The 26449-nt window shown below is 69.0% G+C and carries 26 protein-coding genes; 18 read left to right on the top strand and 8 right to left on the bottom strand.

Annotated features, from left to right (window positions below):
• The first annotated feature begins 78 nt into the window (after nt 1-78).
• Nucleotides 79-1818 carry a sensor domain-containing diguanylate cyclase gene (locus ACMX37_RS15135; protein WP_483146720.1) on the top strand — a complete coding sequence of 580 codons (1740 nt, stop codon included), beginning with the start codon at nt 79-81 and terminating at the stop codon, nt 1816-1818.
• A 120-nt stretch (nt 1819-1938) separates the two neighbouring features.
• On the opposite strand, the gene ACMX37_RS15130 is transcribed toward ACMX37_RS15135, so the two are convergent.
• A complete protein-coding gene (locus ACMX37_RS15130; protein ID WP_483146719.1) occupies nt 1939-2331 on the bottom strand; it encodes an acyl-CoA thioesterase in 393 nt (130 codons plus the stop codon).
• A 91-nt stretch (nt 2332-2422) separates the two neighbouring features.
• Here ACMX37_RS15130 and ACMX37_RS15125 point away from each other — a divergent pair, with 91 nt between their 5' ends.
• Nucleotides 2423-3103, top strand: a complete 681-nt coding sequence (locus ACMX37_RS15125; RefSeq protein ID WP_483146718.1) for a hypothetical protein — start codon at nt 2423-2425, stop codon at nt 3101-3103.
• Here the strand turns inward: ACMX37_RS15125 and ACMX37_RS15120 are convergent.
• A complete protein-coding gene (locus ACMX37_RS15120) occupies nt 3057-5273 on the bottom strand; it encodes a S9 family peptidase (RefSeq protein ID WP_483146717.1) in 2217 nt (738 codons plus the stop codon). The genes ACMX37_RS15125 and ACMX37_RS15120 overlap by 47 nt on opposite strands.
• 122 nt (nt 5274-5395) lie before the next feature.
• Here ACMX37_RS15120 and ACMX37_RS15115 point away from each other — a divergent pair, with 122 nt between their 5' ends.
• From ACMX37_RS15115 to ACMX37_RS15105, 3 genes are all read left to right on the top strand, one after another.
• Nucleotides 5396-7204 (top strand): aminopeptidase P family protein, encoded by a 1809-nt coding sequence (locus ACMX37_RS15115; RefSeq protein WP_483146716.1) that lies wholly within the window; start codon nt 5396-5398, stop codon nt 7202-7204.
• A 184-nt stretch (nt 7205-7388) separates the two neighbouring features.
• Nucleotides 7389-7781 (top strand): VOC family protein, encoded by a 393-nt coding sequence (locus ACMX37_RS15110; protein WP_483146715.1) that lies wholly within the window; start codon nt 7389-7391, stop codon nt 7779-7781.
• A complete protein-coding gene (locus tag ACMX37_RS15105) occupies nt 7778-8173 on the top strand; it encodes a cupin domain-containing protein (RefSeq protein ID WP_483146714.1) in 396 nt (131 codons plus the stop codon). Before ACMX37_RS15110 ends, ACMX37_RS15105 begins: the two co-directional genes overlap by 4 nt.
• A 75-nt stretch (nt 8174-8248) precedes the next feature.
• Here the strand turns inward: ACMX37_RS15105 and ACMX37_RS15100 are convergent, their stop codons facing one another.
• Complete coding sequence (locus ACMX37_RS15100) at nt 8249-9787, bottom strand: helicase HerA-like domain-containing protein (RefSeq protein ID WP_483146713.1); 1539 nt, start codon at nt 9785-9787, stop codon at nt 8249-8251.
• A gap of 100 nt (nt 9788-9887) precedes the next feature.
• Here ACMX37_RS15100 and pabB point away from each other — a divergent pair, with 100 nt between their 5' ends.
• The 3 genes from pabB to arfB all read left to right on the top strand — a co-directional run bounded on the left by pabB (nt 9888) and on the right by arfB (nt 12915).
• Nucleotides 9888-11702 carry an aminodeoxychorismate synthase component I gene (gene pabB, locus ACMX37_RS15095; protein WP_483146712.1) on the top strand — a complete coding sequence of 605 codons (1815 nt, stop codon included), beginning with the start codon at nt 9888-9890 and terminating at the stop codon, nt 11700-11702.
• A 138-nt stretch (nt 11703-11840) separates the two neighbouring features.
• A complete protein-coding gene (locus tag ACMX37_RS15090) occupies nt 11841-12503 on the top strand; it encodes an RluA family pseudouridine synthase (RefSeq protein ID WP_483146711.1) in 663 nt (220 codons plus the stop codon).
• Nucleotides 12496-12915: an alternative ribosome rescue aminoacyl-tRNA hydrolase ArfB gene (gene arfB / locus ACMX37_RS15085; protein ID WP_483146710.1), complete on the top strand. Its 420-nt coding sequence runs from the start codon at nt 12496-12498 to the stop codon at nt 12913-12915. Before ACMX37_RS15090 ends, arfB begins: the two co-directional genes overlap by 8 nt.
• A gap of 3 nt (nt 12916-12918) precedes the next feature.
• Here the strand turns inward: arfB and ACMX37_RS15080 are convergent, their stop codons facing one another.
• Nucleotides 12919-13641 (bottom strand): class I SAM-dependent methyltransferase, encoded by a 723-nt coding sequence (locus tag ACMX37_RS15080; protein ID WP_483146709.1) that lies wholly within the window; start codon nt 13639-13641, stop codon nt 12919-12921.
• 182 nt (nt 13642-13823) lie between these two features.
• On the opposite strand from ACMX37_RS15080, the gene rpmG reads away from it, so the two are divergent.
• Both rpmG and ACMX37_RS15070 read left to right on the top strand, forming a co-directional pair.
• Complete coding sequence (rpmG, locus tag ACMX37_RS15075; RefSeq protein ID WP_017664380.1) at nt 13824-13991, top strand: 50S ribosomal protein L33; 168 nt, start codon at nt 13824-13826, stop codon at nt 13989-13991.
• An 82-nt stretch (nt 13992-14073) separates the two neighbouring features.
• The gene (locus ACMX37_RS15070; RefSeq protein ID WP_483146708.1) at nt 14074-14742 is read left to right on the top strand and encodes a LolA family protein; all 669 of its coding nucleotides are present in this window, start codon (nt 14074-14076) and stop codon (nt 14740-14742) included.
• 339 nt (nt 14743-15081) lie between these two features.
• On the opposite strand, the gene ACMX37_RS15065 is transcribed toward ACMX37_RS15070, so the two are convergent.
• Complete coding sequence (locus ACMX37_RS15065; RefSeq protein WP_483146707.1) at nt 15082-16536, bottom strand: alkaline phosphatase; 1455 nt, start codon at nt 16534-16536, stop codon at nt 15082-15084.
• Nucleotides 16537-16633: 97 nt separating this feature from the next.
• Here ACMX37_RS15065 and ACMX37_RS15060 point away from each other — a divergent pair, with 97 nt between their 5' ends.
• Nucleotides 16634-17422: an exodeoxyribonuclease III gene (locus tag ACMX37_RS15060; protein ID WP_483146706.1), complete on the top strand. Its 789-nt coding sequence runs from the start codon at nt 16634-16636 to the stop codon at nt 17420-17422.
• Nucleotides 17423-17457: 35 nt separating this feature from the next.
• On the top strand, nt 17458-18486 hold the full coding sequence (gene ribA / locus ACMX37_RS15055) for a GTP cyclohydrolase II (protein ID WP_483146705.1): 1029 nt from the start codon (nt 17458-17460) through the stop codon (nt 18484-18486).
• Between the two features lie 482 nt (nt 18487-18968).
• Here the strand turns inward: ribA and ACMX37_RS15050 are convergent, their stop codons facing one another.
• Nucleotides 18969-19274 (bottom strand): barstar family protein, encoded by a 306-nt coding sequence (locus ACMX37_RS15050; RefSeq protein ID WP_483146704.1) that lies wholly within the window; start codon nt 19272-19274, stop codon nt 18969-18971.
• A 125-nt stretch (nt 19275-19399) separates the two neighbouring features.
• The gene (locus ACMX37_RS15045) at nt 19400-20353 is read right to left on the bottom strand and encodes a right-handed parallel beta-helix repeat-containing protein (protein ID WP_483146703.1); all 954 of its coding nucleotides are present in this window, start codon (nt 20351-20353) and stop codon (nt 19400-19402) included.
• Nucleotides 20354-20490: 137 nt separating this feature from the next.
• On the opposite strand from ACMX37_RS15045, the gene ACMX37_RS15040 reads away from it, so the two are divergent.
• The 6 genes from ACMX37_RS15040 to ACMX37_RS15015 all read left to right on the top strand — a co-directional run bounded on the left by ACMX37_RS15040 (nt 20491) and on the right by ACMX37_RS15015 (nt 25658).
• Nucleotides 20491-20772, top strand: coding sequence for a hypothetical protein (locus ACMX37_RS15040; protein WP_483146702.1), 282 nt, complete (start codon nt 20491-20493; stop codon nt 20770-20772).
• A 10-nt stretch (nt 20773-20782) separates the two neighbouring features.
• Nucleotides 20783-21022 (top strand): hypothetical protein, encoded by a 240-nt coding sequence (locus tag ACMX37_RS15035; protein ID WP_483146701.1) that lies wholly within the window; start codon nt 20783-20785, stop codon nt 21020-21022.
• A gap of 45 nt (nt 21023-21067) precedes the next feature.
• On the top strand, nt 21068-22270 hold the full coding sequence (locus ACMX37_RS15030) for an acyl-CoA dehydrogenase family protein (protein WP_483146700.1): 1203 nt from the start codon (nt 21068-21070) through the stop codon (nt 22268-22270).
• 1 nt (nt 22271) lies between these two features.
• On the top strand, nt 22272-23495 hold the full coding sequence (locus ACMX37_RS15025) for a CoA transferase (protein WP_483146699.1): 1224 nt from the start codon (nt 22272-22274) through the stop codon (nt 23493-23495).
• An 88-nt stretch (nt 23496-23583) separates the two neighbouring features.
• Nucleotides 23584-24810, top strand: a complete 1227-nt coding sequence (locus ACMX37_RS15020) for an acetyl-CoA C-acetyltransferase (protein ID WP_483146698.1) — start codon at nt 23584-23586, stop codon at nt 24808-24810.
• Nucleotides 24807-25658: an HTD2 family dehydratase gene (locus ACMX37_RS15015; protein ID WP_483146697.1), complete on the top strand. Its 852-nt coding sequence runs from the start codon at nt 24807-24809 to the stop codon at nt 25656-25658. The genes ACMX37_RS15020 and ACMX37_RS15015 overlap by 4 nt, the downstream gene beginning before the upstream one ends.
• Here ACMX37_RS15015 and ppk2 read toward each other — a convergent pair.
• Complete coding sequence (gene ppk2 / locus ACMX37_RS15010) at nt 25655-26431, bottom strand: polyphosphate kinase 2 (protein ID WP_483146696.1); 777 nt, start codon at nt 26429-26431, stop codon at nt 25655-25657. The genes ACMX37_RS15015 and ppk2 overlap by 4 nt on opposite strands.
• Between the last annotated feature and the right edge of the window lie 18 nt (nt 26432-26449).

The following is a 26449-nucleotide window of genomic DNA, read 5'->3' as shown; positions in this document are numbered from 1 at the left end:
ATCGGATGGGAAATTGCTCCGGTGCAGAGCGATCCCGTTTAACAGCATCGTAAGGGCTTGCATGCTACGCGGGCGGACATGGCTTTCGTCCGCCTCATTTTCCGGCTCGGCATGGTCGCTGCTCTGCTGGCGCTCTTCGCTGCGCGCCCGGCGGCGGCGGACGATCATGTGGTGCCGACCTTCGCTCCGGCCTGCCATGCGACGTCCGGGGCCGAGGCCGGCGTGGCGATGCTGCGCGCCCGCGAGGCGTGGATCTGCGACAACTCCCGCTGGCGTTCCGACGTGCCGGCGGCGTGGCTCAGGTTCGAGGCGGAAAGCTGGCAAGGCCAGAAGACCCCGCGCTATTTCTTCACCCGCATCGCGCGCTTCGAGGCGATCACCTTCCACGCCGTCGATGCCGACGGCACGGTGCGGTCGCGCCGCCTGACCGAGTCCGACGGCAGGCCCTTTGCCGCCGGTCCGGTGTTCCAGATGCCCCTGCCGGAGATCACCCCCGACACCGCGCTGCTGCTCGTCCGGATCGAGGGGCCGCATTCGATCCCGCTGCTCACCGAGGCGCGCATCACCCATGATCCGGGCAAGGCGGAATGGTCGCAGATCGACATGATGCTGCTCGCCTTCGTGACGGGGATGCTGGTGCTGCCGCTGCTGTTCGACATCAGCTTCTTCGTGGTGCTGCGCGAGCGTTTCGTGGTGCTGCACGCCGCGATGGTGAGCGCGATGATGGTCTACGTGCTGACCGCCGGCGGGCTGGCCTCGGCCTTCGTCACCCTGCCGGTGACGCTGATGGGGGTGCTGGCGCCGCTCTCATGGGCGGTCGGGGCGGGAATCTCGGCGCTGTTCCTCGCCGCCTTCCTCGAACGCGGGGCGCAGTCGCGCCTGATGCGCCGGGTCACGGTCGCGACCGGCTGGTTCACGATGATCGTGCCCGGCTTCTTCGCGCTCCAGCTCGATGCCACCCAGCCCTTCGACGATGTCGCCTATTTCGTCACCTTCCTGCCCGCCATCGCCGTCATCAGCGCGGCCGTGATCGAGGCGGTGCTGCGCGGCAGCCGCTCGGCGCGCTTCATCGCGCTGGCGTGGCTGCCGATCATCACCGCCTCCATCGAACGGCTGCTGCGCGGGCTCGGCTGGCACGTCGGCCCCTCCAGCCTCGACCAGATGCTCTATGTCGCGGTCGGGATCGAGGTGGTGGTGATCTCGCTCGCCATCGCCGACCGCTTCCTCGCGCTGCGCCGCGAGCGCGACGCCGCGCTGACCGAGGCGAAGATGCTGGAACAGATCTCGACCCGCGATTCGCTCACCGGCCTGATGAACCGCCGCGCGATCGAGGCGCGCTTCGACGAGCTGTTGGCGCAGGGCTTCGACACCTTCGCGCTGGTCGATCTCGACCGCTTCAAGGCGATCAACGACCTGCACGGCCACCAGGTCGGCGATGCCGCGCTGGTCGCCTGCGCCAGCGCGATCCGTTCCAGCGGAGACCGGGATGCGGTCGCGGTCAGGCTGGGCGGCGAGGAATTCGTGGTGCTGCTGCGCGGGCCCCGCCCGCTCGAACGCGCCGAGGCGCTGCGCCAGGCGATCCCGATGCGCATCGCCAAGGAGGTGCCCGGGCTCGACCTGCCGGTCACCGCCAGCATGGGCGTGGTGGTGATGGGCGATGCGGGCCGGCACAAGATGGCCTTCGCCGAGTTCTACGCCCGCGCCGACGCCCTGATGTACGAAGCCAAGGCGAGCGGCCGCAACCGGCTCGCCTACGAGCGCCTGACGGTGTTCAACGAGCCCCCCGCCGCGCGCGCCCGGCGCGAGGAAGCGGCTTGAGGAGTAAACTCCGTTCGCCCTCAGCTTGTCGAAGGGCAGCACTTCTCTTTCCATCCTGCGCTTGACGCGAAGAAGGACAGTGCTTCGACAAGCTCAGCACGAACGGAACTTCGGTTGGCCTTACAGGAAAGCCGCCAGCACCTCGGGCCGCACCCGCGCCAGCCTGCCGGTCGCGCGGTCGAGCATCGCCCAGGTCGTCGCCGCGCTGACGAGGCGCTTGCCGGCGGCGTCGGTGAACTCGACCCGCCGCAGCGACTTCGCGCCCTGCGCCGGGCCCTCGATCCATGTCGTCGCGGTGACCTCCGCGCCCTCGGACACGTTGCCGCGGTAGTCGATCTCGTGTCGCACCACGACCCAGAAGAAGGCCGCCCTGTCCTCGGGGCGCGCGACCGCGTCCCAGTGGGCGGTTGCCATGTCCTGGATCCACTGCACCCACACCGTGTTGTTGACGTGGCCGAGCTCGTCGATGTGTTCGGGTGCGGCCACGAAGGTGCGGGTGAAGGTCGAGGGCATGGCCGCAGGGCCTAGCCGCGCGGGGCTGACGGGGCAAGGAGGGGCGCCGAAGGCAAGGGCTTGTTAGCCTGCCCGTGCTAGGGTGCCCGTCATGAGCGAAGACCCGCCCGATCCCGCCCCCAAGCCCGACCGCGGCATTCGTCCGCCCGTCGATTTCAGCGGCAAGCGCGCGGGCGCGCGCAGCCTCTACATCGGCCCGGAAGGCATCTTCGCCCACCAGGATGGCAAGCTCGAGACGATCGCCGATGCGGTCGACATCTTCTGGGATCAGGTCGCGCGCGATCCGCGCGGGTGGAACCGGGCGCTGCGCGGCTACGACCATCTCGTCGCCCATGCCGACGATGCCACGCGCGAGGACGTGCGCCGCACGCTCGGCTGGCTCGAGGGCGCGCTGGGCCTGCGCGACCGCGCGGCGGCGGTGGCGGCGTGCCGCTACCTCGCGGCGATGCCCTCGATCCTGCTCGCGGCCGACTATGGCCGGCTGATGGCGATCTTCAACAGCCGCAAGGTCGGGATGGTGTGGCAGCTCACCCCCGATCTCGACAAGCGTCCGTTGCCCGCCGGCCCGATCCCGGTGTTCGGCAAGGAAGCGGGCTTCGGCCTGATCCGCGCCGTGCCCGAACTCTACGTGAAGCTCGCGCTGTTCGGCCCCGAGATGGAGAGCATCGTCATCCTGCTGGCGGAGGAAGCGCTCGACTACGGCGTGTCGCTTCCCCCGGAGCTGGTCAGTCTTGCGACGGGCTCGGGGCCATCCCCATCTGCCACAGGATGAAGGCGAATTCCTCCGCCGTCTCCCTGAGGCTGTTCCAGCGCCCCGATTGCCCGCCGTGGCCTGCCCCCATGTTGGTCTTCAGGAGCAGCAGGTTGTCGTCGGTTTTCAGCTCGCGCAGCCTGGCGACCCACTTGGCCGGCTCCCAATAGGTCACGCGCGGGTCGTTGAGGCCCGCGGTCACGAGCATCGGCGGATAGGCCTGGGCCGACACCTGATCGTAGGGCGAATAGGAACGGATATATTCGAAAGCCTCGCGGCTCTCGATCGGGTTGCCCCATTCCTGCCATTCGCCCGGGGTGAGCGGCAGCTTTTCGTTGAGCATCGTGTTGAGCACGTCGACGAAGGGCACATGGGCGACGATCGCGCCGTATTGCGCCGGGTCCTGGTTGACGATCGCCCCCATCAGCTCGCCGCCCGCCGAGCCGCCGCTGGCGGTGACCATCCCTTCCGCGGTGTAGCCCTTCGCGATCAACCCGCGCCCGGCGTCGACGAAATCGTTGAAGGTGTTGGTCCGCTCGAACAGCTTGCCCTGAAGATACCAGCGCCGCCCGAGGTCGTCCCCGCCACGGATATGCGCGATGGCATAGGCGAAGCCGCGATCGACGAGGCTGAAGCGCGTGGTCGAGAAGCCCGGCGGGATGGCATAGCCATAGGCGCCATAGGCATAGAGATGGAGCGGCCCCGGCCCCTCGATCCCGGCCTTCCTGAGGATCTCGGCGCGGTCGCGGCGCATCAGCACGCTCACCGGCACCTGCGTCCCGTCGCGCGCGGTGATGGTCAGGCGCTCGGAGACGTAGAGCGAGGGGTCGTAGCCGCTCGGGATTTCCTGCGTCTTGAGCGTCGTCAGCTTGGCCGTGGCCACGTCGTAGTCATAGACCGTCCCCGGCGTCACCATCGACTGGTAGGACAGCCGCAGCTTCGTCATGTCGTATTCGGGGTTGTTGCCGAGCCCGGCGGTGTAGCTCGGCTCGGGGAAGGTGATCGGGGTGATCTTTGCCGGATCGGCGTAGGATCGCAGCTGGATCTGGTCGAGCCCGTTCAGGCGTCCTTCCGTGACGAAGAAGTCCTTGAAGAGGTCGAAATCGGTCAGGTAGAAATCGTCCGACCCGGGGATGACGGTCTGCCACTCCCCCGGCGTCTCCAGCTTCGCCTTGGCGAGGCGGAAGTTGATGTGATCGTCGTTGGTCCACACCCACAATTCGCCGTCGCGCACATCGACGCTGTATTCCACGCCCTTCTTCCGCGGCTTCACGAGGATCGGGGCGGCGGTGGGATCGGCGGCGGGGACGAGGCGCACCTCGCTCGTCTCGTTGTCGCCGGTGGCGATGATCAGCCAGTCCTCCTGCGCGCTGAGGCCGGTGCCGACGCCGAAGGACTGGTCCTCCTCCTTGTAGAGCGTGACGTCGCTCTCCACCGGGGTGCCGATCACGTGGAGCTTGGCCTCCAGCGTGCGCCATTCCTCGGTCGAGGGGCCGTAGACCAGCGCGGTGTCGTTCTTCACCCAGGTGAGGCCGCCGCGCAGGTTCTCGAGCACGTCGGGCAGGTGCTCGCCGGTCGTGAGGTCCTTGATCCGCGCCGTATAGCGTTCCGAGCCGGTGGTGTCGGTCGAATAGGCCAGGAAGCGCCCGTTCTGGCTGACCGAGGCCGCGCCGAGGCTGAAATATTCGTGGCCTTCGGCAAGCGCGTTCTCGTCGATCAGCAGCTCGGCCTCGCCCCCGGCGACAGGCTTGCGATAGTGCTTGCGATACTGCGCGCCTTCCTCGAACTCGGACCAGTAGAGCCAGTCGCCGTCCTTCTGGGGCACGGTCGAATCGTCCTCCTTGATGCGCGCGCGCATCTCGGTGAACAGCGCCTCGGTGAGCGCCTTCTGGCCCTCCATCTTCGCCTCGAAATAGGCGTTCTCGGCCTTGACGTGGGCGAGCACCTCCTCGTCGTCCACCACCGGATAGGACTTGTCGTAGAGCCAGTCGTAGGGGTCCTCGACGGTGATCCCGTGATGCGTGAAGGTGTGCGGACGCTTGGCGGCGACGGGGGGCTTGATCTCGGCAGCGGCGGCGGGAGCGGTGGTCACGCGGGCGGAATCCTCGTTGTTGGCGGCCTCTGCGGCCGGGGCAAAGGTGGTGGCGGCTAGCGCGCAGGCAAGAGCGACAAGGCTGGTCCGGCGATGCATCGGGTTGCAGGCTCCCGTGTGTCGGTGCGGGTGGAAACACAAGCCCATCGGGCCTATGATGCGGTTGTAATGCGACAATGATGCGCGGCAAGTGCCCGCGCTTTCGCCAGAGGATCGACGACATGCTGATGCAGACCCATGAAGCGCGCCTTGCCGCCCTGCGCGAGGAATTGAAGCGGCGCGGGCTCGACGGTTTCGTCGTCCCCATCAGCGATGAACACATGAGCGAATATGTCGGCGACTATGCCCAGCGGCTGAAGTGGCTGACGGGCTTCGGCGGCTCGGCCGGCTTCGCCTGCGTCACGCTCACCCATGCCGCGATTTTCGTCGACGGGCGCTACACCGTGCAGGTGCGCGAGCAGGTCGACGGCAACCTGTTCGAATACCGCTCGGTCCCGAAGGACACCCTGGGCGGCTGGCTGGCCGAGGTGTGCGAGAGCGGGGCGAAGATCGCCTATGATCCCTGGCTCCACACCTGGGCCTGGGTCGAGGCGCTGGAGAAGCGCGTGGAGCCCAAGGGCATCACGATGGTCCCTGCGCAGGGCAACCCGGTCGATGCCGTCTGGACCGATCGTCCCGCCGCCTCGCCCGCCGTCGCCGTCCCCCACGACGAGGCCCGCGCGGGCCGTTCCTCGGCGGAGAAGCGTGCTGCCGTCGCCGACTGGCTGACCAAGGAGGGCCACGACGCGGTGGTCATCCCGGCGCTCGATTCGGTCGCGTGGCTGCTCAACATCCGCGGCGCCGACGTGCCGCACACCCCCGTCGCCCTGTCCTACGTGATCGCCCATAGGGACGGCAGCGCCGAGCTGTTCATCGCGCCCGAGAAGGTGACGCCCGAACTCGCCCGCCACCTCGGCAACGCGGTGACGATCCGCGAGCGCGCGGCGTTCGAGGGAGCGCTGGCGAGCGAATTCGCCGGGAAAAGCGTCGCGCTCGATCCCGATTTCGCGGTGGTCGGCATCGCGCAGGGCTTGCGGGCAGGCGGCGCGAGCTTCGCATTCAAGCAGGACCCGACGATCCTCGCGAAAGCGATCAAGAACCCTGCCGAACAGGACGGCCAGCGCGATGCGCAGGCGCGCGACGGGGCGGCTGTCTCGAAGTTCCTGCGCTGGCTGGAGATCGAGGCGCCCAAGGGCGGGGTCGACGAACTTTCGGCCGCCGCACGGCTCCAGGCCTTCCGCGAGGAGGACCCGGGCCTCTCCGATCTCAGCTTCGACACCATCTCGGCCGCCGCGGGCCATGCCGCCCTGCCGCACTACAAGGTCGACGAGGACAGCAATATCCCCATACCGCCCTCCTCGATCTACCTCGTCGATTCGGGCGGGCAGTATCCCGGCGGCACCACCGACATCACGCGCACCGTGTGGGTTGGTCCCGGAGAGCCGACGCAGGAAATGCGCGATCGCAACACCCGCGTGCTGAAGGGCCATATCCAGCTCGCCCGCGCGGTGTTTCCGCAGGGGACCAGCGGCGGGCAGCTCGACGTGCTGGCGCGGCAGTATCTCTGGGAAGCGGGCGTCGATTACGCCCACGGCACCGGCCACGGGGTGGGCAGCGTGCTCGCCGTGCACGAGGGCCCGCAGCGCATCGCCAAGCCCAATGGCGGACAGGCGGGCACCGGGCAGGAGCTGTTCGCAGGGATGATCCTCTCCAATGAGCCCGGCTACTACAAGCCCGGCGCCTTCGGCATCCGCATCGAGAACCTCGTGCTGGTCGAGGAGCGGGAGATTGCCGGGATGGAAGGGCGCTGGCTCGGCTTCGAGACCCTGACCTTCGTGCCGCTGGACCGCAGGCTGATCGACAAGGCCCTGCTGACGGCGGAGGAGATCGCCTGGGTGGATGAGTACCACGCCCGGGTGCGCGCGATTCTCTCCCCCCGCCTGTCCGGCGAGGACCTGGCTTGGGTGGAGCGGGAAACGGCGCCGCTCTGAAAATGCCCGTTCGTCCTGAGCTTGTCGAAGGACCGTACTTCTTCCTTTTGCGCTGTTTTCAAAGGGAAAGGACAGGGCTTCGACAAGCTCGGCCCGAACGGAGACGGGGTGGCCAGGCACCGCTTGTGACGCCCCCAATGTTCCTGTAATGTTCTTCCATCGATTCGCATGGGAGGAACACAGAATGATCGGCTACGTCACCCTCGGAACCAACGACCTGCCGCGCGCTGCGGCCTTCTATGACGCGCTTGCCGCCCATTTCGGCGTGGGGCGGATGATGGACACGGAAGCCTTCATCGCCTGGGGCGAATGGGGCGGCGCGCCCGGGATCGCGGCGACCTTGCCGTTCGACGGTCAGGCGGCCACGGTCGGCAACGGGGTGATGGTCGCGCTCGAGGTGAAATCGCCGGAGCAGGTCCACGCGGTCTACGACACGGCGATGGCCCACGGCGGGAGCGACGAGGGCGCACCCGGCCCGCGCGGGGAGGACGGTTTCTACGCCGCCTATTTCCGCGATCCCGATGGCAACAAGCTCAACGCCTTCTGCATGGTCGCCCCCGAAAAGACGGGGGAATGAGCGCGCCCCGGCTGGACGAGCGGTTCGTCCACCTCGGCCTCGGGGCAAGGGCGGTGGCAGAGCCGCCCTTCACCGGCATGGAATGGTACGAGGGCTACGTCGCCCGCCATGCCTCGGACGGGGCGGAAGGGCGGCTGGTCTCGCAATACGCCTTCTCGACCAGCTGGACATCGTGGGAAATGCACCCGGCGGGCGACGAGGTGGTGATCTGCATTTCCGGCGCGATGGTGCTGGTGCAGGAGCATCCCGACGGGCGGATCGAGGAAACCCCGCTCGCGGCGGGCGAATATGCGATCAACCCGGCCGGCGTGTGGCACACCGCCGATGTCGAGGGGAGCGCGGGCACGATCTTCATCACCGCCGGGGAGGGCACGCAGCACCGGCCGCGCTAGGCCTCGGACTGGTGCGGGCGTGGCGCAGTCGTTGCGCGGTCGTCGCGATGTCGTCCCCCTGTCGTCAGGGGGGTGTCAGCGCATCAGCCCGCCGATGATGTTGCGCACGAAGGCGGTCGCCCCGGTGCGCAGCGGATCGGCGCCCGATTTCTTGCCGAGCACCATCGCGACCGCCATCGAGGCGAGCGAACCGCTGGCGGCGGTCACGGCGCTCTTGCCCGCCTTCTCCCACACCGAGGGCGTCCTGCGCTCGCGCTTGGCGACTTCCTCGCGCCCCTTCTCGGCCACCTCCGCGGCGGTGGCGGCGGCATCGGCGGCCTTGGCTGCGAGCACCTCGGCCGCGCTCTCCCGGTCGACGCGGGTGTCGTACTTGCCCTCGAGCGGGCTAATCGATTGAATGATCGCGCGTTCCTTCGGCGTCACTGGCCCGAGTCGCGAGCGCGGCGGCTTGATCAGCGTGCGCTCGACGATGGTCGGCGCCCCGTCCGCATCGAGGGTCGAGACCAGCGCCTCGCCGACCTTGAGCTCGGTGATCGCGGCCTCGACATCGAGCTTGGGATTGACCCGGAAGGTCTCCGCCGCCGCCCTGATCGCGCGCTGGTCGCGCGGGGTGAAGGCGCGCAGGGCGTGCTGCACACGGTTGCCGAGCTGGCCTGCGACTTCCTCGGGGATATCAATGGGATTCTGGGTGACGAAGAACACGCCCACGCCCTTCGAGCGGATCAGGCGGACGACGTTCTCGATCGTGTCCTGCAGCGCCTTCGGGGCATCGTCGAACAGCAGGTGCGCCTCGTCGAAGAAGAACACCAGCTTGGGCTTTTCCGGATCGCCCACCTCGGGCAGCGATTCGAACAGTTCCGCCAGCAGCCACAGCAGGAAGGTGGCGTAGAGCTTGGGACTGCGCATCAGCTTGTCGGCGGCGAGCACGTTCACGTAACCGCGCCCCTGATCGTCCACCTTCAGGAAATCGTCGATTTCCAGCGCCGGCTCGCCGAAGAAATGATCCGCCCCCTGCGCCTCGAACGAGAGCAGCTGGCGCTGGATCGCGCCCACCGAGGGCTTGGAGACATTGCCGTACTTGCCTGACAATTCGGCGGAATTCTCGTTCGCCCAGGCCAGCAGCGCGGCCAGATCGGCAAAGTCGAGCAGCAGCAGCCCGTTCTCGTCGGCGTGGCGGAAGATGATCTGCAGCACGCCTTCCTGCGTCTCGTTGAGGTCGAGCAGCCGCGACAGCAGCAGCGGGCCCATCTCGCTCACCGTGGTGCGGATTGGGTGGCCCTGTTCACCGTAGAGGTCCCAGAAGATCACCGGGTTGTCGGCATAGGCATAGTCGGTGATGCCCAGTTCCTTCGCCCGGGATTCGAGCTTGTCGGCGTGCTTGAAGGTCGGCGAACCCGGCATGGCGATGCCCGACAGGTCGCCCTTCACGTCCGCGACGAAGACCGGCACCCCGGCGCGCGAGAAGCTTTCGGCGATGCCCTGCAGGGTCACGGTCTTGCCGGTCCCGGTCGCGCCGGCGATCAGCCCGTGGCGGTTGGACCGCTCCAGCAGCAGCGTCTGCCGCGACCCGTCCGCACCGAGGCCGAGAAAGATTTCGCCCGCCATTTCCGCCATCTCGCGTCCCCTCTAACCGCTCTCCCGCTGATGTGCAGGGGCATGGCGCGGCGGTCAAGTTCTCGACAGCGGCGCCGCTTTGGGCCAAGGCTGGCGCGTCATGGGTTCGCCAACACCATTTGTCCTGCTCGATGATGCCCGTGCGCAAGACGCCGCCGCCGACGCGCTGCTCTACGAGGCGCCGCGCCAGGTGTTCGCCGCGCGCCGGGCCGAGGAGGTCGAAGCCGTGCTCGCCGCGGCCGAGGCGGCGCGGCTGGCCGGAGGCGGATCGCTGGCGGGCTACCTCGCCTACGAGGCGGGCCTCGCGCTCGAGCCGAAGCTCGCGGGCCTTGCCGCCGCGCGCAGCGGCGGAGCGGGGCCGCTGGTGTGGCTCGGCCTGTTCGATGCCCCGCGCCGGATCGCCGCCGCCGATGTCCCGGCCTGGCTTGCCGAGCGGGCGCAGGGCCCGGGCACGCTTGGCCCGATGGAGCCGCAGCTCTCCCCCGGCGGCTATGCCGCGGCCTTCGCGCGGCTGGCCGAGGCGATCCGCGCTGGCGACATCTATCAGGCGAACCTCACTTATCCCCTCGCCGGGTCCTTTCGCGGCGATCCGACCGGGCTCTATGCCGCCCTGCGCGACGGCAGCCGCGCGGGCTATGGCGGGCTGGTGTTCGACGGCGCGCACTGGCTCCTCAGCTTCTCGCCCGAGCTGTTCGTGGCGCTCTCGGGCGGGGAGGCGAAGGTCAAGCCGATGAAGGGCACCCGCCCGCGCATGGCCGATCCGGTGGCCGACGCGGCGATGGCGGCGGACCTCGGGGCCTCGGTCAAGGACCGCGCCGAGAACCTGATGATCGTCGACCTGATGCGCAACGACCTGTCGCGCGTGGCCGAGGCTGGCAGCGTGCGGGTCGATGCGCCCTTCGCGGTCGAGAGCTATCCGACGGTGCACCAGATGGTCTCCACGGTGCGCGCAAGGCTCAGCCCCGGCAAGGGCGCGATGGACCTCGTGCGGGCGCTGTTCCCCTGCGGCTCGATCACCGGCGCGCCCAAGATCCGGGCGATGGAACTGCTGGGCGAGGTCGAGCGCGATGCGCGCGGGCCCTATTGCGGGGCGATCGGGCGGATCGATGCCGACGGGAACGCGGCTTTCAACGTCGCGATCCGCACCTTGCGGCTGACCCCCATCGAGAACGGGCAGGGCAGCGCGGTGCTCGGCATCGGCTCGGCGATCGTCGCCGACAGCGAGCCGATGGCCGAACGGCGCGAGTGCGAGGTCAAGGCCGGCTTCCTGCGCCGCGCCGCGCCGGGCCTCGCGGCGCCGCAGTGCGACCTGATCGAGACGATGCGCTTCGAGCCCGAGAGCGGCATCGCCCTGCTCGAGGACCATCTCGCGCGGATGAAGGCGAGTGCCGGGGCGCTCGGCTTCGCCTTCGACCGCCATGCCCTGCGGAACCAGATTCAGGCCCTCTGTTTCGAACTCGACGCCCCTGCAAGGGTGCGCCTCCTGGTCGCGCGCAGCGGGGCGAGCGCGCTCGAGACCGCGCCCCTGCCAGCGCCATTGGAAGAGCCGGTGAAGGTCGCCGCGCTCCCCCATCCGCTCGACCCGTCCGACTGGCGGCTTGCGCACAAGACCTCGGATCGCGGCTTCTATGAGGATGCCCTGGCCGCCGCGCGCAGGCTGGGCGCGAACGAGGCCCTGCTGGTGCGCCCCGACGGGCTAGTGACCGAGGGCAGCTGGACCAGCGTCTTCACTGAGGGCCCCGACGGCGTGCTGCTCACCCCGCCCGCCGCCCTCGGCCTGCTGCCCGGCGTGCTGCGCGGACACCTCATCGCCGAGGGCCGCGCGCGCGAGGCCGAAGTGACGCTCGACGATCTGGCCAAGGGCTTCTGGATCGGCAATGCCCTGCGCGGGTTGATGCGCGCGGTGCTGGTGTGACCATCTCCCGTTCGCCCTGAGCTTGTCGGACGCGAAGGTGACACGCAGGGTCAACGGCGGTTTTCCACTTCAGGCACGGGCCTTTCAAAGAGAAGGACAGTGCTTCGACAAGCTCAGCACGAACGGATAAGAAGATTCATGGCCGACATTCGCATCCTCTACGAAGACGGCGAGGCGCTCGTCATCGACAAGCCTTCGGGCATGGCGGTGGATCGCCCGCGCAAGGGCGGCATCTGCCTCGAGGATCATCTCGACCGCCTGAAACTGGGCTTCCAGCGCGCACCCGTGGCGGTGCACCGGCTCGATACCGACACCAGCGGCTGCCTGCTGCTCGCGCGCAATCCCAAGGCGCTGGCGCGGTTCAACCGGGCCTTCGAGGAGCGGCTGGTGGGCAAGACCTATCTTGCCGTTCTGGCTGGCCGTCCGCCGGGCACGCAGGGCACGATCGAGCTCGCGCTCGCCAAGATCAGCTCGGCCGAGAAGGGCTGGCGGATGATCCCGGCCAAGAAGGGCAAGCCGGCGGTCTCGCACTGGGAACTGGTCGGGGAACTCGGCCCCTACAGCCTGATCCGCTTCCGCCCGGAAACCGGCCGCACCCACCAGTTGCGCGTCCACGCGCTCAAGGGCCTCGGCGCGCCGCTGCTGGGCGATCCGGTCTATGGCGCGGGCAATGCGCCCGGGGCGAAGCGCACGATGCTCCATGCCGAGAGCCTGACCGTGACCCGTCCGGGCAAGACGCCGATCGAGGCCCGCGCGCCGCTTCCGGCGGACTTCCTCGCGCTCGGGGCGACAGATGGATGACGAGCCGCTGATCGACCGCGCCCTCAGGCTCGCCAGCGAGAGCTTTCTCGCCGGTTCCGGCCCCGGCGGGCAGAACGCCAACAAGGTCGCCACGGAAGTGGAGCTTCGCGTCAATATCTACGCGCTGCGCCTCAGCCCGCCGGTCTTCGCGCGGCTGAGGAAGCTTGCGGGGGCAAAGCTGGCGGGGAACGGCGATCTCATCGTCACCTCCAAGGCGCACCGCACCCAGGAGGCCAACCGCCAGGACGCCCGCGCCAAGCTCGCCGCGCTGCTTGAGGAAGCCCAGACCGAACCCAAGCGCCGCGCCAGGACGCGGCTCAACCGCGTCGGCAAGACCGAGCGATTGAAGGTCAAGAAGGCGCGGGGTGCGGTGAAGGCAGGGCGGGGGCGGCCCAGCGCATCGGACTGGTGAGGCTCAGGCGGCCGCGGCGTCGATCACCATGAAGGTCGGGTAGGCCATGCCGCGGGCGTATTTGACCGGATCAATCGCTTCCAGTTCGGGCGCGGGGCGGGTTTCGTGCACGCCCCGCAGCGCGAACCCGGCAGCCAGCAGCGGGTTCACCATCTCCTCGAAGGACCGGTAGTAATCGGGCACCACTACCGGATCGGCGGTGAAGCCCTTCCACGTCGCCTCGACATATTGGACGCCGAAGGGGCTCGGCGGGCGATACCAATCGTAGGCGCCCATTGGGTGCTGGACGCTGAACACCAGCCGCCCGCCGGGACGCAGCAGGCGCCGGAACTCGCCGAGCGGCACCGACCAGTCGCGCACGTAATCGATGGCGAGCGAGGAGACGACAAGGTCGAAGCCCGCATCGGGAAGCCCCGCCAGCGGCTGCGCCATGTCGGCGACGAACACCTCGGCGGCGGGCGCGTGGGCCTGCGCCAGCCGGACCATCGCCGGGCTGACATCGAAGGCGGTCACCCGTACCGCGCCCGCGGCCAGAAGGTCGCGCGTCAGGAACCCCGGCCCGCACCCCGCATCGAGCACCGCCAGCCCCTCGACCGCGCCAATCACCCGGCGGATCGCGGGGTGCTCGTTGTAGCCGTTCTCCGCCTTGGTCTCGGCCTTGGCGGCATAGGCGTCGGCCAGCCTCTCGTAGGCGGCGAGCGCGATCGGGCGGTCGGGGTCGGTCATGGCCTCGTCTCTATGCGGCAGGTGGGCGCAGGGCAATCGGCCAGCTGCCTTGACTTTTCCCCGTGAATCGGCGAATGGCGCGCCCGTGTGGCGGTGTGCCGGGCCTTCCGGGCGCGCCGCTATTTGCTTTTTCAAGCCCGGGTGAACGTCCGCCGGGCCGACCCAGTTGACAGGAACCCGCCATGGCGAAGCCCACCACCGTCAAGATCCGCCTCGTCTCGAGCGAGGGCACCGGCTTCTTCTACGTGACCAAGAAGAACCCGCGCAACATCACCGAGAAGATGAGCTTCCGGAAGTATGACCCGGTGGCGCGCAAGCATGTCGAGTTCAAGGAAGCCAAGATCAAGTAAGATCGGGCCTTCCGCCTCCGCCCCGACGGGCGGTTGCGATAATTCATCGACAGTTCAAGCCTGCGGCCCTAGTCGCGTCGGCATGACCAGACAGCTTCCCTTCGCCCGCACGCTGGCGCTCTCCCTGGGTGCCGGCGCGCTCGCATTGGGGCTTGCCCCCGGCCAGCCCACCCTCCTCGCCCCGCCCGCCGCCGCACAGGCCGCCAGCGATCTCGACCGCGTGGTCGGCGCGCTCCGGGCGATCTCGACCATGAAGGCCGATTTCGTCCAGACCGACCGCCAGGGCCAGACCCTGCGCGGGGTGATGACGCTGAAGCGTCCGGGCAAGATCCGCTTCGACTACGGCAAGGACGCCGATTTCCTCGTCGTCTCCAACGGCAAGTCGCTCTACGTGGTCGATTACGAGGTCGCCCAGGTCGAACGCTGGCCGATCGGCAATTCGCCGCTCGGCGCGCTGTTCGATCCCGACAAGGACGTGAAGCGTTACGGCAAGCTGGTGCCGACCGGCAATCCGGAGGTGCTGAGCGTCGAGGTGCGCGATCCGAAGAAGCCGGAATTCGGCATGATCACGCTGATCTTCGTGAAGAACGCCGCCGCGCCGGGCGGGCTGCAGCTGACCCACTGGGTCGCGCTCGATGCGCAGAACAACCGGACGCGGGTGAACCTGTCCAACCAGCGCTATGGCGTGGCGGTGGCCGACAGCGCCTTCACCTTCAAGGACCCGCGCCGAACCGCCCGCCGCCCGGGCTGAAGCGGGGGCCGCTCGACGAACGGTTGTAGGGAGGCGACAAAAATTCGGGCGCGTTCATGTGAGTGAAAGCCTCCAACGGCTAATCATTCTCAACAAGGCAGGCCGAAGGGAGGTTTCCCCCCTGTTGCCCACCCTTCACCAAGGGCCCGCCTTGCACAAGCGTGACGAACGCTCCATGGAACCCCCGACCCATCGCCCCCGGGTCGGGGGTTTTTGTTTGGGTTTTTGGTGTTCCGCACGCCATCCGGCGTGCGAAATCCTCGCTCATGCGACCTGAAGGTCACATCGCTGCGGGCGGCCGTTCGGCCTTGCGGCGGCTGCGCCGCCGGGCTCTATCTCCTACTCCCAGCCAAGTGCCCTGCGGATGATCGCGTAGATCACGTTCTGCTCGATCACCCCGCGCGCGCGTTCGGCGCCCGGGCCGGTGGCGAACAGCGCGACATCCTCGCCGCCGTGCGTTTCCGAGGGGAGCGGCACCAGCGCCTGCTGGCGGGCGGCAAGGCCGGTCTGCGGCACGGGGCGCGCGTGTTCGCCGTCGCCGTCCTCGTCCTTGTGGATCCCGCCCGGGCCATTGGCATAACCGAGCGTGGTATAGGGCTTGCCGTCGATCGCCGGGGCGGGCGAGGTGCCGTCGCCCCCGTCCTCGCCACGCCCGGCGGGCGGCACCACCAGCCCCAGGATGTCGTTGCCGCGCCGGGGATAGCCGGCGATGGTGAAGACGTGGCTGTGATCGGCCGTGACCATGATCAGCGTCTCGGCCGGATCGGTGTTCTCGACCGCATATTGCACCGCCCGCGCGAACTCGACCGCCTCCTCCAGCGCATAGCCCGCCTGCCCGGCGTGGTGCGCGTGATCGATCCGCCCGCCTTCGACCAGCAGGTAGAAGCCGTCCGGGTCTGCCTTCAGCCGCGCGATGGCGGCGGCGGTCATCTCGGTAAGGGTCGGCTCGGGCGAATCCGGCTTGCGGTCGGCCATGAAGGTCAGGTGGCTGGGGTTGAACAGGCCGAGCACCGGCTTGCCTTGCGGCGCGGCGGCAAGCGAGGCGGCGTCCCTGACCACCACGCCGCCGTTCTTCGCCGCCCATTGCGCGGGCAGATCGGCGGCCGCATCGGCGCGCCGGCCGCCCGCGTTCCTGCCGTAGAACATCCCCGACCCGCCGCCGAGCGCCACGTCGAACTGCGCCTCGGCGAGCTGGAGCGCGATGTCCTTGCACCCCTGCCCCTGCTGGTCGGCGGGAATGTCCCTGTCGCTCTCCCAGTCGCGGTCGGCGCTGCGCGAATAGACGCTCGCCGGTGTGGCGTGGGTGAGGCGGGTGGTGGTGACGATCCCGAGCGCAAGACCGCGCCGCTTCGCCTCCTCGCCGAGCAGCGGCAGCGGGTGGGCGAGCGCGTCGCGGCACACGCCCTTCTCCGCCTCCGGCCCGATCCCGAGCACGCCGATGCGGGTCTTCACCCCCGAATGCATCGCCGTGGCCGTGCCCGCGCTGTCGGGGACCTGGGCATTGGTGTTGTAGGTCTTGACCAGCGCCACGTTCGGGAATTTCTCGAAGCTGAGGCTGTTCTCCTCGCCCGTCTCCCCGCGCTTCTGGCCTTCGTAGATGCGCGCGGCGGTGATGGTGGAGATGCCCATGCCGTCGCCGATGAACAGGATGACGTTCTTCGCCTTGCGCGAGGTCGGGGCTGCGGCGCGGGCCTCGCTGTAGCCGGCCGCGCCATTGGTGTTGATGGTGGCGACGCAGCCGCCGAGCGGCAGGGCGGCGGCGAGCAGGGCGGCGAGGGCGCGGGTCTGGATCATGCGGGTCTCCGGGAATGCCGCCCCGCCCTATCGCGCCGCCATGCGACATGAAAGTGAAAGCTGGAAAACCGCGCCGCGCCCCCCTAAGTCCGCCCCCATGCTGTCTGTCGCCACCTGGAACATCAACTCCGCGCGCCTGCGCGTGGGCCTCATCGAGAAGCTGCTCACCGAGGCCGCGCCCGACATCCTGTGCCTGCAGGAGATCAAGTGCGAGAGCCACCTCTTCCCCTCCGAGGCGCTGGCGGCATTGGGCTACACCCATCAGGCGGTGAGCGGGCAGAAGGGCTATCACGGCGTCGCCACGGTCAGCCGCGTCCCGATCCGCGAGGTCACGCGCCACGACTGGCAGGACAATGGCGAGGCGCGGCACATCGGGGTCGAGGTGCTGGGCAAGGACCTGCTCCTCGAGAACGTCTATGTCCCCGCCGGCGGCGACGTGCCCGACCGTGAGGTGAACCCCAAGTTCGGGCAGAAGCTCGATTTCCTCGGGCGGATGACGCGGTGGGCCGACCGGCTCGAGCGGCCAACCCTGATCGTCGGCGATTTCAACATCGCCCCGCTCGAAAGCGACGTGTGGAGCCACAAGCAGCTCCTCAAGGTCGTCAGCCACACCCCCATCGAGGTCGAGACGCTGGGCCGTTTCCGGGATGCCCACGGCTGGGTCGATCTCGGCCGCAAGCACATCCCGGCGCCCGGGCGCTACTATTCGTGGTGGAGCTACCGCAATCCCGGCTGGCAGGAGAACGACAAGGGCCGCCGCCTCGACCACATGTGGGCCTCGCCCGCGGTGGCGCAGCAGGCGCGCGCGCACCGCGTGATCGAGGAGGCGCGGGCGTGGGAGCAGCCGTCCGACCACGTGCCGCTGGTGACGGAGTTCGACATCTGAGCGGGCCTTCGCCAGAGCGCCGCGCCGCGCAGGCGGTGGACGCCCTGCGCCACGGCTGGCCGCTGGCCTTCGCGGGCGGGCCCGTCCTGCTGCCGGTCGAGACCGCCATCGCCCAAGGCGCGCGCGCGCCGCGGATGCTGATCTCGGCCGCCCGCGCGGCCACGCTCAAGCTCGCCAACCAACGCGAAGCCGCGGTGCCGCACGCGCCGGTGCTGATCGCGGGGGGCGAGGACTTCACCCTGCGCGAGGCGCTGCCGATCGCCGACCCGGCGCTCGACCTCGGCAACCCGCTCAAGGGTCCGTTCAAGGCGGTGAGCCTCGACTGGGCCGAGACCGCCGCCGCCGCGCTCGAACTGGCGCGGATCGCCGGAATCCTGCCTGCCTTCCTCGTCGATCCGGCGGAGGCGGGCGAGGCGGTGCCGGTCGCCGTGTCGGACCTTGCCGCCTATGCCGACGCTGGTGCCCTCAGGATCGTCACGCGCGCGCGCCTGCCGGTCTCGGCCTGCGAGGAGGCGGAGATCGTCGCCTTCCGCTCGGCCGCCGACCTGCGCGAGCATGTCGCGCTGATCATCGGCACGCAGAGCGGCGACCGCCTGCCGCTGGTGCGGCTCCATTCGGAGTGCCTCACGGGCGACATCCTCGGCAGCCTCAAGTGCGACTGCGGCCCGCAGCTCGACGCCGCGCTCCATGCGATGGCGCAAGAGGCACGCGATTCGGGCGGGTGGGGCGTGCTGCTCTACATGCGGCAGGAGGGGCGCGGCATCGGCCTCGTCAACAAGCTGCGCGCCTACCGCCTGCAGGACCAGGGCTTCGACACGGTCGAGGCCAACCAGCGCCTCGGCCTGCCCGACGAGGCGCGCGATTTCCCCGTGGCCGCGCGGATGCTGGAGCTGATGGGGGCGACCACGATCCGGCTGCTGACGAACAATCCCGCGAAGGTCCGCGCGCTCGAGGCGGCGGGGATCACGGTCAACGAGCGGGTGCCCCACCAGCTCCCGGAAAATCCCCACAACGCGCGCTATCTGGCGACCAAGCGCGACCGGTCAGGGCATCTGCTGATCTGAGAACGGTCGCAATGTGACGGCACGCCTGCACCGGTTCGACGGTGGCATCGGGTTTTCAAATTATCAGCCCAAAGTCGGACTTTCCAGAGACGCGCCCGAAGCGGACAAAGCGGACACCCTGTCCGCCTCTCCGCTCAGTAATTTCATCAATAATATCAGACGATAAACTCCAATTCCCCAAAGCGGACGGACAGGGAATCCGGGCCTTGTTTCGCGCCGCGCTTATTCAACGGCCTCGCAGGCCGGACACAACAATGGGAAAGAGCAGGGGTGCATCGTAGCGGCTGGCGGGGATGTAGGAAAATCTCCCCTCGTCGCCCCGTGCATGACACGGGGCTTGGCTGACTTACCTTCGGGGGGGCGAGGAAGAAGAGCCTAACCCCGTGTCAAGCACGGGGCGACGACTGATGGGGTGGCGGCTTCAGCCTCGTCTCGGCCAAAAGCTGACATTCCGCTATCGACCCCAAAGTGGTCAGACAGCTTCAGGAAACCAGCACGGCCACATCGACATCGCCTACCCAGTCGGGATCGGCTTTTCGTTCGTTGCGGGCCTCGTCGACCCACGATGCAAAGTCGCTGACAAAGTCGCGAATATCGTCTGAAGGGGCGTTGATGACCACTCGATAAGGGGGCTGCACGCGATTGAGTTCAACGTGATAAATCATCGTTTCCAGAAAGGCGTCAGCGTTTCGTCCGTGCCATTCGACACTGCCCAAAGCATCAGCGAGAGCGTTGTAGAAGTCTTGCTTCGTGCGCCAGTTCTTCCCGCTTAGGTGGATCGTTTGCATCCCAGCATTCTAGGCTCCCTCGATCCAGGCGCAATGGCAAGAATCCACCCAGTTGCGGTCACTAAGGCAACAGCACCGGCTCCCTGAAAGCGGACTTTCGGCGCGCTGTCCTGCAAGCACAAAACCTAGCGGCGCTCGTACTGCTTGATCCCGCTCGCGAGGCGGTTGCCCTGCATCACCACGCGCTCGCCCGTCCAGTCGGCGAGGAAGGCGCTCTGGCGCTGGAGGCCGGGGACGAAGCGGGCCTCGTTGTTCTCGATCCTGAGCCCGTCCGAGGGGTGCAGCACCTCCTCCGCGCCGAGCGCGATGAAGGCGGAGTAGTTCTCCTTGTCGCGGCCCTGGATGAACCAGTTGTCGGTCACGCGCCCGCGCGCGCCGGCGGGCAGGTCGATCATGTAGTTGGTGGTGCGCCCGCCCGAATCGTCGAAGCTGTTGCCCTCGATCGCCACCTCGGCGGCGCGCGCCTTGAGGTAGTGGCCGCCGGTGCCGCGCTCGAACCGGCTCTCGCGCACGGTGAGCGAGCCGATGTCGCCGATATAGACCGAATGGGCGCAGCCCGCGTCGTTCTCGCAGGTGCCGAGGCCGGAGAAGGTCGAGCGGGTGATGAACACGCGGATCGACGGATCGGCGGCGCTGAGGATGCCCTGCTGGCTGTTCTGGAACCGCGCGAAGGCGACATTGAGCGCCCCCGCCTCGAGCCGGATGCCCGCCCCGTTGCCGTCGGCGACGTTGATGCCGCTGAAGGTGAGGCCGCGGATCTCGGCCCCGGTGCCGCGCAGCACCAGCGCGGCCTTGCCCTCGCAGGCGCGACCCTCGAGCGTGACGGCACCGGGGGTGGTGGCCTCGTAGACGATCACGCCAGCCTCCTGCACCGCGCACTGGCGATAGGTGCCGGGCTGGATGCGGATCGTCGCGCGGGTGTTGCCCACGGCGTTGATCGCCTCCTGCAGGCTGGCGAAGCTGCGCCCGGTCTCGGTGACGGTGAAGGGGCCGGACACGGGCTGGGCGACCAGCACCGCCGTCGGCAGCGCGAGGGCAGCGGCGAGCGCATGGAGCGCGAAGGAAGGCTTGCGGGTCATGCGCGCGATCCTAGCGGGCAATGGTTAAGGCACCATTTGCCGCTTGGCGCGGGGGGCAAGGCTTGGCTAAACCGTCCCGCGAACCGGGCCGGGGCCGATGATCCCGCCCGCACCATTCGAGAGGAGAGACCCGAACCATGCGCAAGCTCACCGCCCTTGCCGCCCTCGGCAGCGCCGCCCTGACCCTCGCCGCCTGCGGCAGCGCCGACGACGCCTCGACCGAGGCCAGCGCCGACACGGTCGAGATGCCCGCCGACAGCGCGCTCGCGCCGGTCACCGAGGAACCGGTCGCCGACCCCTCCGCCACCGCCACCGACGCGCCCGAGGCCGACCCGACCGCGGGGGCGACCGCGGCTGCCGATGCCGCCGCCGGTGTCGCCGCCGAGGCCGCCGCTGCCGCTGAAGCGCCGGCCGAATAGGCCGGGCCCCGTGCTGCGCCACCCGATCGCCCTCGCGCTCCTGCTCGCCCCCACGCTACTCGCCCTTTCCGCCTGCGGGGACGAGGGGGCGCGCGAGCCCGGCGGGGTCAGCCCGGGCGAGGCCGAGGCGCTCGAGGATGCCGCCTCGATGCTCGACGAGCGCCAGCTGCCGCCCGAGGCGATCCCCTCCGACACGCCCGCCGAAGCGCCTGCCGAAATGACAGGCGACGCCGCCCCGGCCGCACGCTAGCCGGGGCCGGCGCCGCCGCGCCTCCCTTCAAGGACGAATGCCATCATGAACGCCCCCGCCAACCTCGCCGCCCCGGCCAATCCCGGCATGGACGAGGAGACCTTCGAACAGTTCGCCGAACAGCTCGCCCGCTATGTGCGCGAACGCCTGATCCCGGCCGAACCGCAGGTGATCGCCGAGGACCGCATCCCCGACGCTATCCTGAACGAGATGCGCGAGATGGGGCTATTCGGCCTCTCGGTGCCCGAGGAATATGGCGGCGCGGGGCTCAACATGACGCAGTACGCCCGGGTCGTGAACATCATGGCCTATGCCGCGCCGGCCTATCGCTCGATCTTCTCGATCAATGTCGGGATGTTCGCGAGCGCGCTCAAGAACGGGGCGACCGAGGCCCAGAAGGCCGAGTGGTATCCGCAGATCGCGGCCGGCAAGATCGCCTGCTTCGGCCTGACCGAGCCGGGTTCGGGCAGCGATTCCGCCGCGATGGCGACCACCGCCACCCCCGATCCGGACGGCAACGGCTGGATCCTCAACGGCACCAAGCGCTACATCACCAACGCCCCCCATGCCGATGTCGCCCTCATCATGGCGCGCACCAGCAAGGAGGCGCTGCCGAAGAACGCGCATGTCTCCGCCTTCCTGGTGCCGATGACGACGCCGGGCGTCTCGACCGGATCGCCCGACCGCAAGATGGGCCAGTCGGGCTCGCACATCTCCGACATCATGCTCGACGATGTGCGCGTTCCCGGTGACGCGCTGCTCGGCGGAGAGACCGGCAAGGGCTTCGTCTTCGCGATGAAGAGCCTCGACAACGGGCGCATCAGCGTCGGCGCGGCGGCGACCGGCTATGCCCGCCGCGCGCTCGACAGCGCCCTGCGCTATGCCAACGAGCGCAAGGCCTTCGGCGAGCCGATCGCCAACTTCCAGCTGATCCAGCAGATGCTCGCCGACAGCGAGATCGAGATCTACGCCGCGGAAGCCATGATGAAGGACGTCACCGGCCGCGCCGACCGGGGCGAGAACATCCTCGTCAAGGCCGCCGCCTTCAAGGTCTTCGCCTCCGAGATGTGCGGCCGGGTGGTCGACCGCGTGGTGCAGATCTATGGCGGCGCCGGCTACCTCGCCGAATACGACGCCGAGCGCTTCTTCCGCGATGCGCGCATCTACCGCATCTACGAGGGCACGACGCAGATCCTCCAGCTCCAGATCGCCAAGCACATGCTGCGCGAGTGGGCGGCCAACGCCTGAGATGTACAACCTCCTCGATGACCTGAGCATCGTCGAAGTCTCGAGCTTCGTCGCCTCGCCCACCGCCGGGCTCTACTGCGCGCAGCTGGGGGCGGAGGTGATCCGCGTCGATCACAAGGCGGGCGGGCTGGACTACAACCGCTACATGCTCACCCGCGAGGGCCGCTCGCTCTCGTGGGAGAACCTCAACCGCGCCAAGAAGTCGGTCGCGCTCGACCTTCAATCCGCCGAGGGGAGGGAGCTGCTGGTGGAGCTGGCGAGCGCCGTCGGCCAGTGCATCACCAACCTGCCGGAGCAGAGCTTTCTCAGCCATGCCGCGATGGCGGCCCGCCGCGCGGACATGATCTCGCTCAGGGTCATGGGCTGGCACGACGGGCGGCAGGCGATGGACTTTACCGTGAACGCCGCCGCCGGATACCCGCTGATGTGCGGGCCGGAGGAATGGGACCCGGCGACCGCCCCGCCGGTCAACCAGGTGCTCCCGGCGTGGGACTTCATCACCGGGGCCTATGGCGCCTTCGCCATGCTCGCCGCGCTGCGCCACCGGGACCGGACAGGCGAGGGCAGCGAGGTGCGCCTGCCGCTTGGCGACGTCGCGATCGGGACGATGGCGAATGCGGGGCTGATGGCCGAAGTGCTCTACCGCGGCGGCGACCGCGAGCGGCTCGGCAATGCGATCTGGGGCGCCTTTGGACGGGATTTCCGGGCGCGGGACGGCGTCAGGTTCATGGTTGCCGCGCTCACGCCCAAGCAGTGGAGCGGCCTTGTGAAGGCGTTCGGGGTCGAGCAGGGCATCGCCGCGCTCGAGGCCGAACACGGCGTGCGCTTTGCCGACGGGGACACCCCGCGCTTCAACCACCGCCACGCGCTCTTCGACCTGTTCCAGAGGGCAGCGGACGGGATGGATTATGCGACCCTCGAAGCGCGCATGGCCGCCGAGGCCTGCACCTTCGAACGCTACCGCACCGCCTACGAGGCCGCGAACGACCCCATCCTGATCGCCGACAACCCCCTGTTCGGCCCCTCGCCCGCCAACCCCTCTGGCTTCGCCTACCCCGCCACCCGCAGCTTCGCGAACCTGCCGGGGCGCGCGGCGGGCGATCCGGCCCCCGCCCCCTACCTCGGCGAGCATTCGGAGGAGGTGCTGGCGGAGAAGCTGGGGCTGTCGTCCGGCGCGATCGGCAAGCTGGTCGATGCGGGCACGGTGGCCCTGAGCGACAAGTGACACACCACCCGTTCGTGTCGAGCGAAGTCGAGACACACCTGCGCGAACGGTTCTCGACTTCGCTCGACACGAACGGAGAGTAGTGAGAATGACCAGACGCGCCGCCATCTGCACCCCCCTGCGCACCCCCGTGGGCAAGTTCCTCGGGGGGCTTTCCAGCATGAACGCCGGACAGCTTGGCGCGGTGATCCTCAGGGCGCTGATCGAGCGCTCCGGCATCGACCCCGAGCGCGTCGACGATGTGGTCTTCAGCCAAGGCTACGGCAATGGCGAGGCGCCCGCCATCGGCCACTGGTCGTGGCTCGCGGCGGGCCTGCCCATCGAGGTGCCCGGCTTCCAGCTCGACCGCCGCTGCGGATCGGGCGTGCAGGCGGTGGCGACGGCGGCGATGATGGTCGAGACCGGCATGGCCGACGTCGTCGTCGCGGGCGGCGTGGAAAGCATGTCGAACGTCGAACACTACACCCTCGCCGCGCGCGGGGGCGTGCGGATGGGCGACATGGTGCTCCACGACCGCCTGTCGCGGGGGCGGGTGATGAGCCAGCCGGTCGAACGCTTCGGCGTCATCACCGGGATGATCGAGACCGCCGAGAACCTCGCCAAGGACTACGGCATCACTCGCGAGGAGGCCGACGCCTTCGCGGTCCGCTCGCACCAGAACGCGGCGCGGGCGTGGGCGGAAGGCAAGTTCGCCGAGCAGCTCGTGCCGGTCGCCATCCCGCAGCGGCGCGGCGACCCGGTGATCTTCGACCATGACGAGGGCTACCGCACCGACGCGTCGATGGAGACGCTGGGCAAGCTCGCCCCCATCGACCTGAAGCGCGACCCCGCAGCCATCGTGACCGCGGGCAATGCCAGCCAGCAGAATGACGCCGCCGCCGCGTGTCTCGTGGTCGCGGAGGACAAGCTCGAGGAACTCGGCCTCACGCCCATGCTGTGGTTCGGCGGCTGGGCGGCGGCGGGATGCGATCCCGCGCGCATGGGCATCGGCCCGGTGCCTGCGGTCGAGCGGCTGTTCGAGCGGCGCGGCTACTCGTGGGACGATATCGGCCTCGTGGAACTCAACGAAGCCTTCGCGCCGCAGGTGCTCGCCGTCCTCAAGGGCTGGGGCTGGAGCGCGGACGACTCGCGCCGCGAGATCCTCAACGTCAACGGCTCGGGCATCTCGCTGGGCCACCCCATCGGCGCGACCGGCGGGCGGATCCTAGCCGACATGGCGCACGAGATGCACCGGCGCGGCGTGCGCTACGGCCTCGAGACCATGTGCATCGGCGGCGGGCAGGGCATCGCGGCGGTGTTCGAGCGCGCCGCATGACCGACTTCGGCGCGTGGATCGGGCGCGAGACGCGCGCGAGGGACCGCCTCGACGATGCGCTGGCCGCGCGCTGGCTCGCCACCTTCGACCTGCCGCGCCCGCATCCGCCGATCATGCCGCAGGGCATCCACTTCGCGCTCTGCACCCCGGACGCACCTAGCGCCAAGCTGGGCGCGGACGGGCACCCGGCCCGCGACGACAGCCCCGAGAGCTTCCTCCCGCCGTTCCCCATGCCCCGCCGGATGTGGGCCTCCAGCAAGATCGCCTTCCACGCCCCCGTCGCCATCGGCGCCGAGATCGAGCGGGTGAGCCGCGTTGCCGCGATCAGCGAGAAGGAGGGCGGCTCCGGCCGTCTAGCCTTCGTCGATGTCGAGCACACCACGAAGGCGAACGGCTCCATCGCCGTGATCGAGACACAAACGCTGGTCTATCGGGACGCCGCCGCACCCGAAGCAGCCCTCTCGCCCCCGCCGCCGGGCGAGGGTCGGTTCGACCCCGCAGGCTGGGAGGCGCACCGGGAAATCACCCCCGATGCGCGGCTGCTGTTCCGCTACAGCGCGCTGACCTTCAACACCCACCGCATCCACTACGATGCGCCCTATGCCAGCGAGGTCGAGCGCTATCGCGGCCTTGTCGTCCACGGCCCGCTGACCGCCAGCCTGCTGCTGCAGCTGGCGGCGCAGGAACTGGGCGAGAACCGCCTGCGCAGTTTCAGCTTCCGCGGCCTGTCCCCCGCCATAGCGGGCGAGCCGCTGCATCTGGCGATGCGAAAGGGCGAGGCGGGATACGAGCTGGCGGCCTTCGCAGGTGACGGCCGGCAGGTGACGCAGGCGAGCGCGGCGGTCTAGCTCTCCTCCCAATCGGGAATCGGCTTCAGCACCTTGTATTTCTCCTTCGCCGGCTCCCGGCCCAGATCGGGAAATGCTATCGCCTCGGGCTCCTCATGGGTGTCCGGTATCCGCGAGAGCAGATCGCGCACCAGGGTCAGCCGCCCGCGCCGCTGGTCGTTGAAGTCGACGATGGTCCACGGCGCATGGGGCGTGTGGGTGGCCTTCAGCATCGCCTCGCGCGCCTTGGTGTAATCGTCGTATTTCTCCCGCGCGGCGAGTTCGATCGGGGAGAGCTTCCAGCGTTTCAGGGGATCCTCGAGCCGCTCGCGCAGGCGCTCCTCCTGCTTTTCCTGGTCGGCGGCGAGCCAGTATTTGAACAGCAGGATGCCGTCATCGACGAGCAGCTTCTCGAAGGCGGGCGCGGCCTTCAGGAAGGCGTCGACCTGCTCGGGCGACGCATAGCCCATGACCTTCTCGACCCCGGCACGGTTGTACCACGAGCGGTCGAACAGAACGATCTCGCCCGCGGTCGGCAGGTGGGCGACATAGCGCTGGAAATACCACTGGCCCATTTCCGCCTCGGTCGGCTTGGCCAGGGCCACGGTGCGGCATTGGCGCGGGTTGAGCTGCCCGCGCACCGCGGTGATCGCGCCGCCCTTGCCCGCCGTGTCGCGGCCCTCGAACAGCACCACCACCCGCGCGCCGGTCGCCTTGACCCAGCGCGCCATGCTGACCAGCTCGAGCGTGAGCGGTTCGAGCGCCGCCTCGTATTCCTTGCGCTTCATCGCCATCGCCTGCTCTCCCCGTTT

It is taken from the genome of Porphyrobacter sp. THAI-01a (genome assembly GCF_056868655.1).
This window is presented reverse-complemented; position numbering and strand designations above follow the sequence as displayed.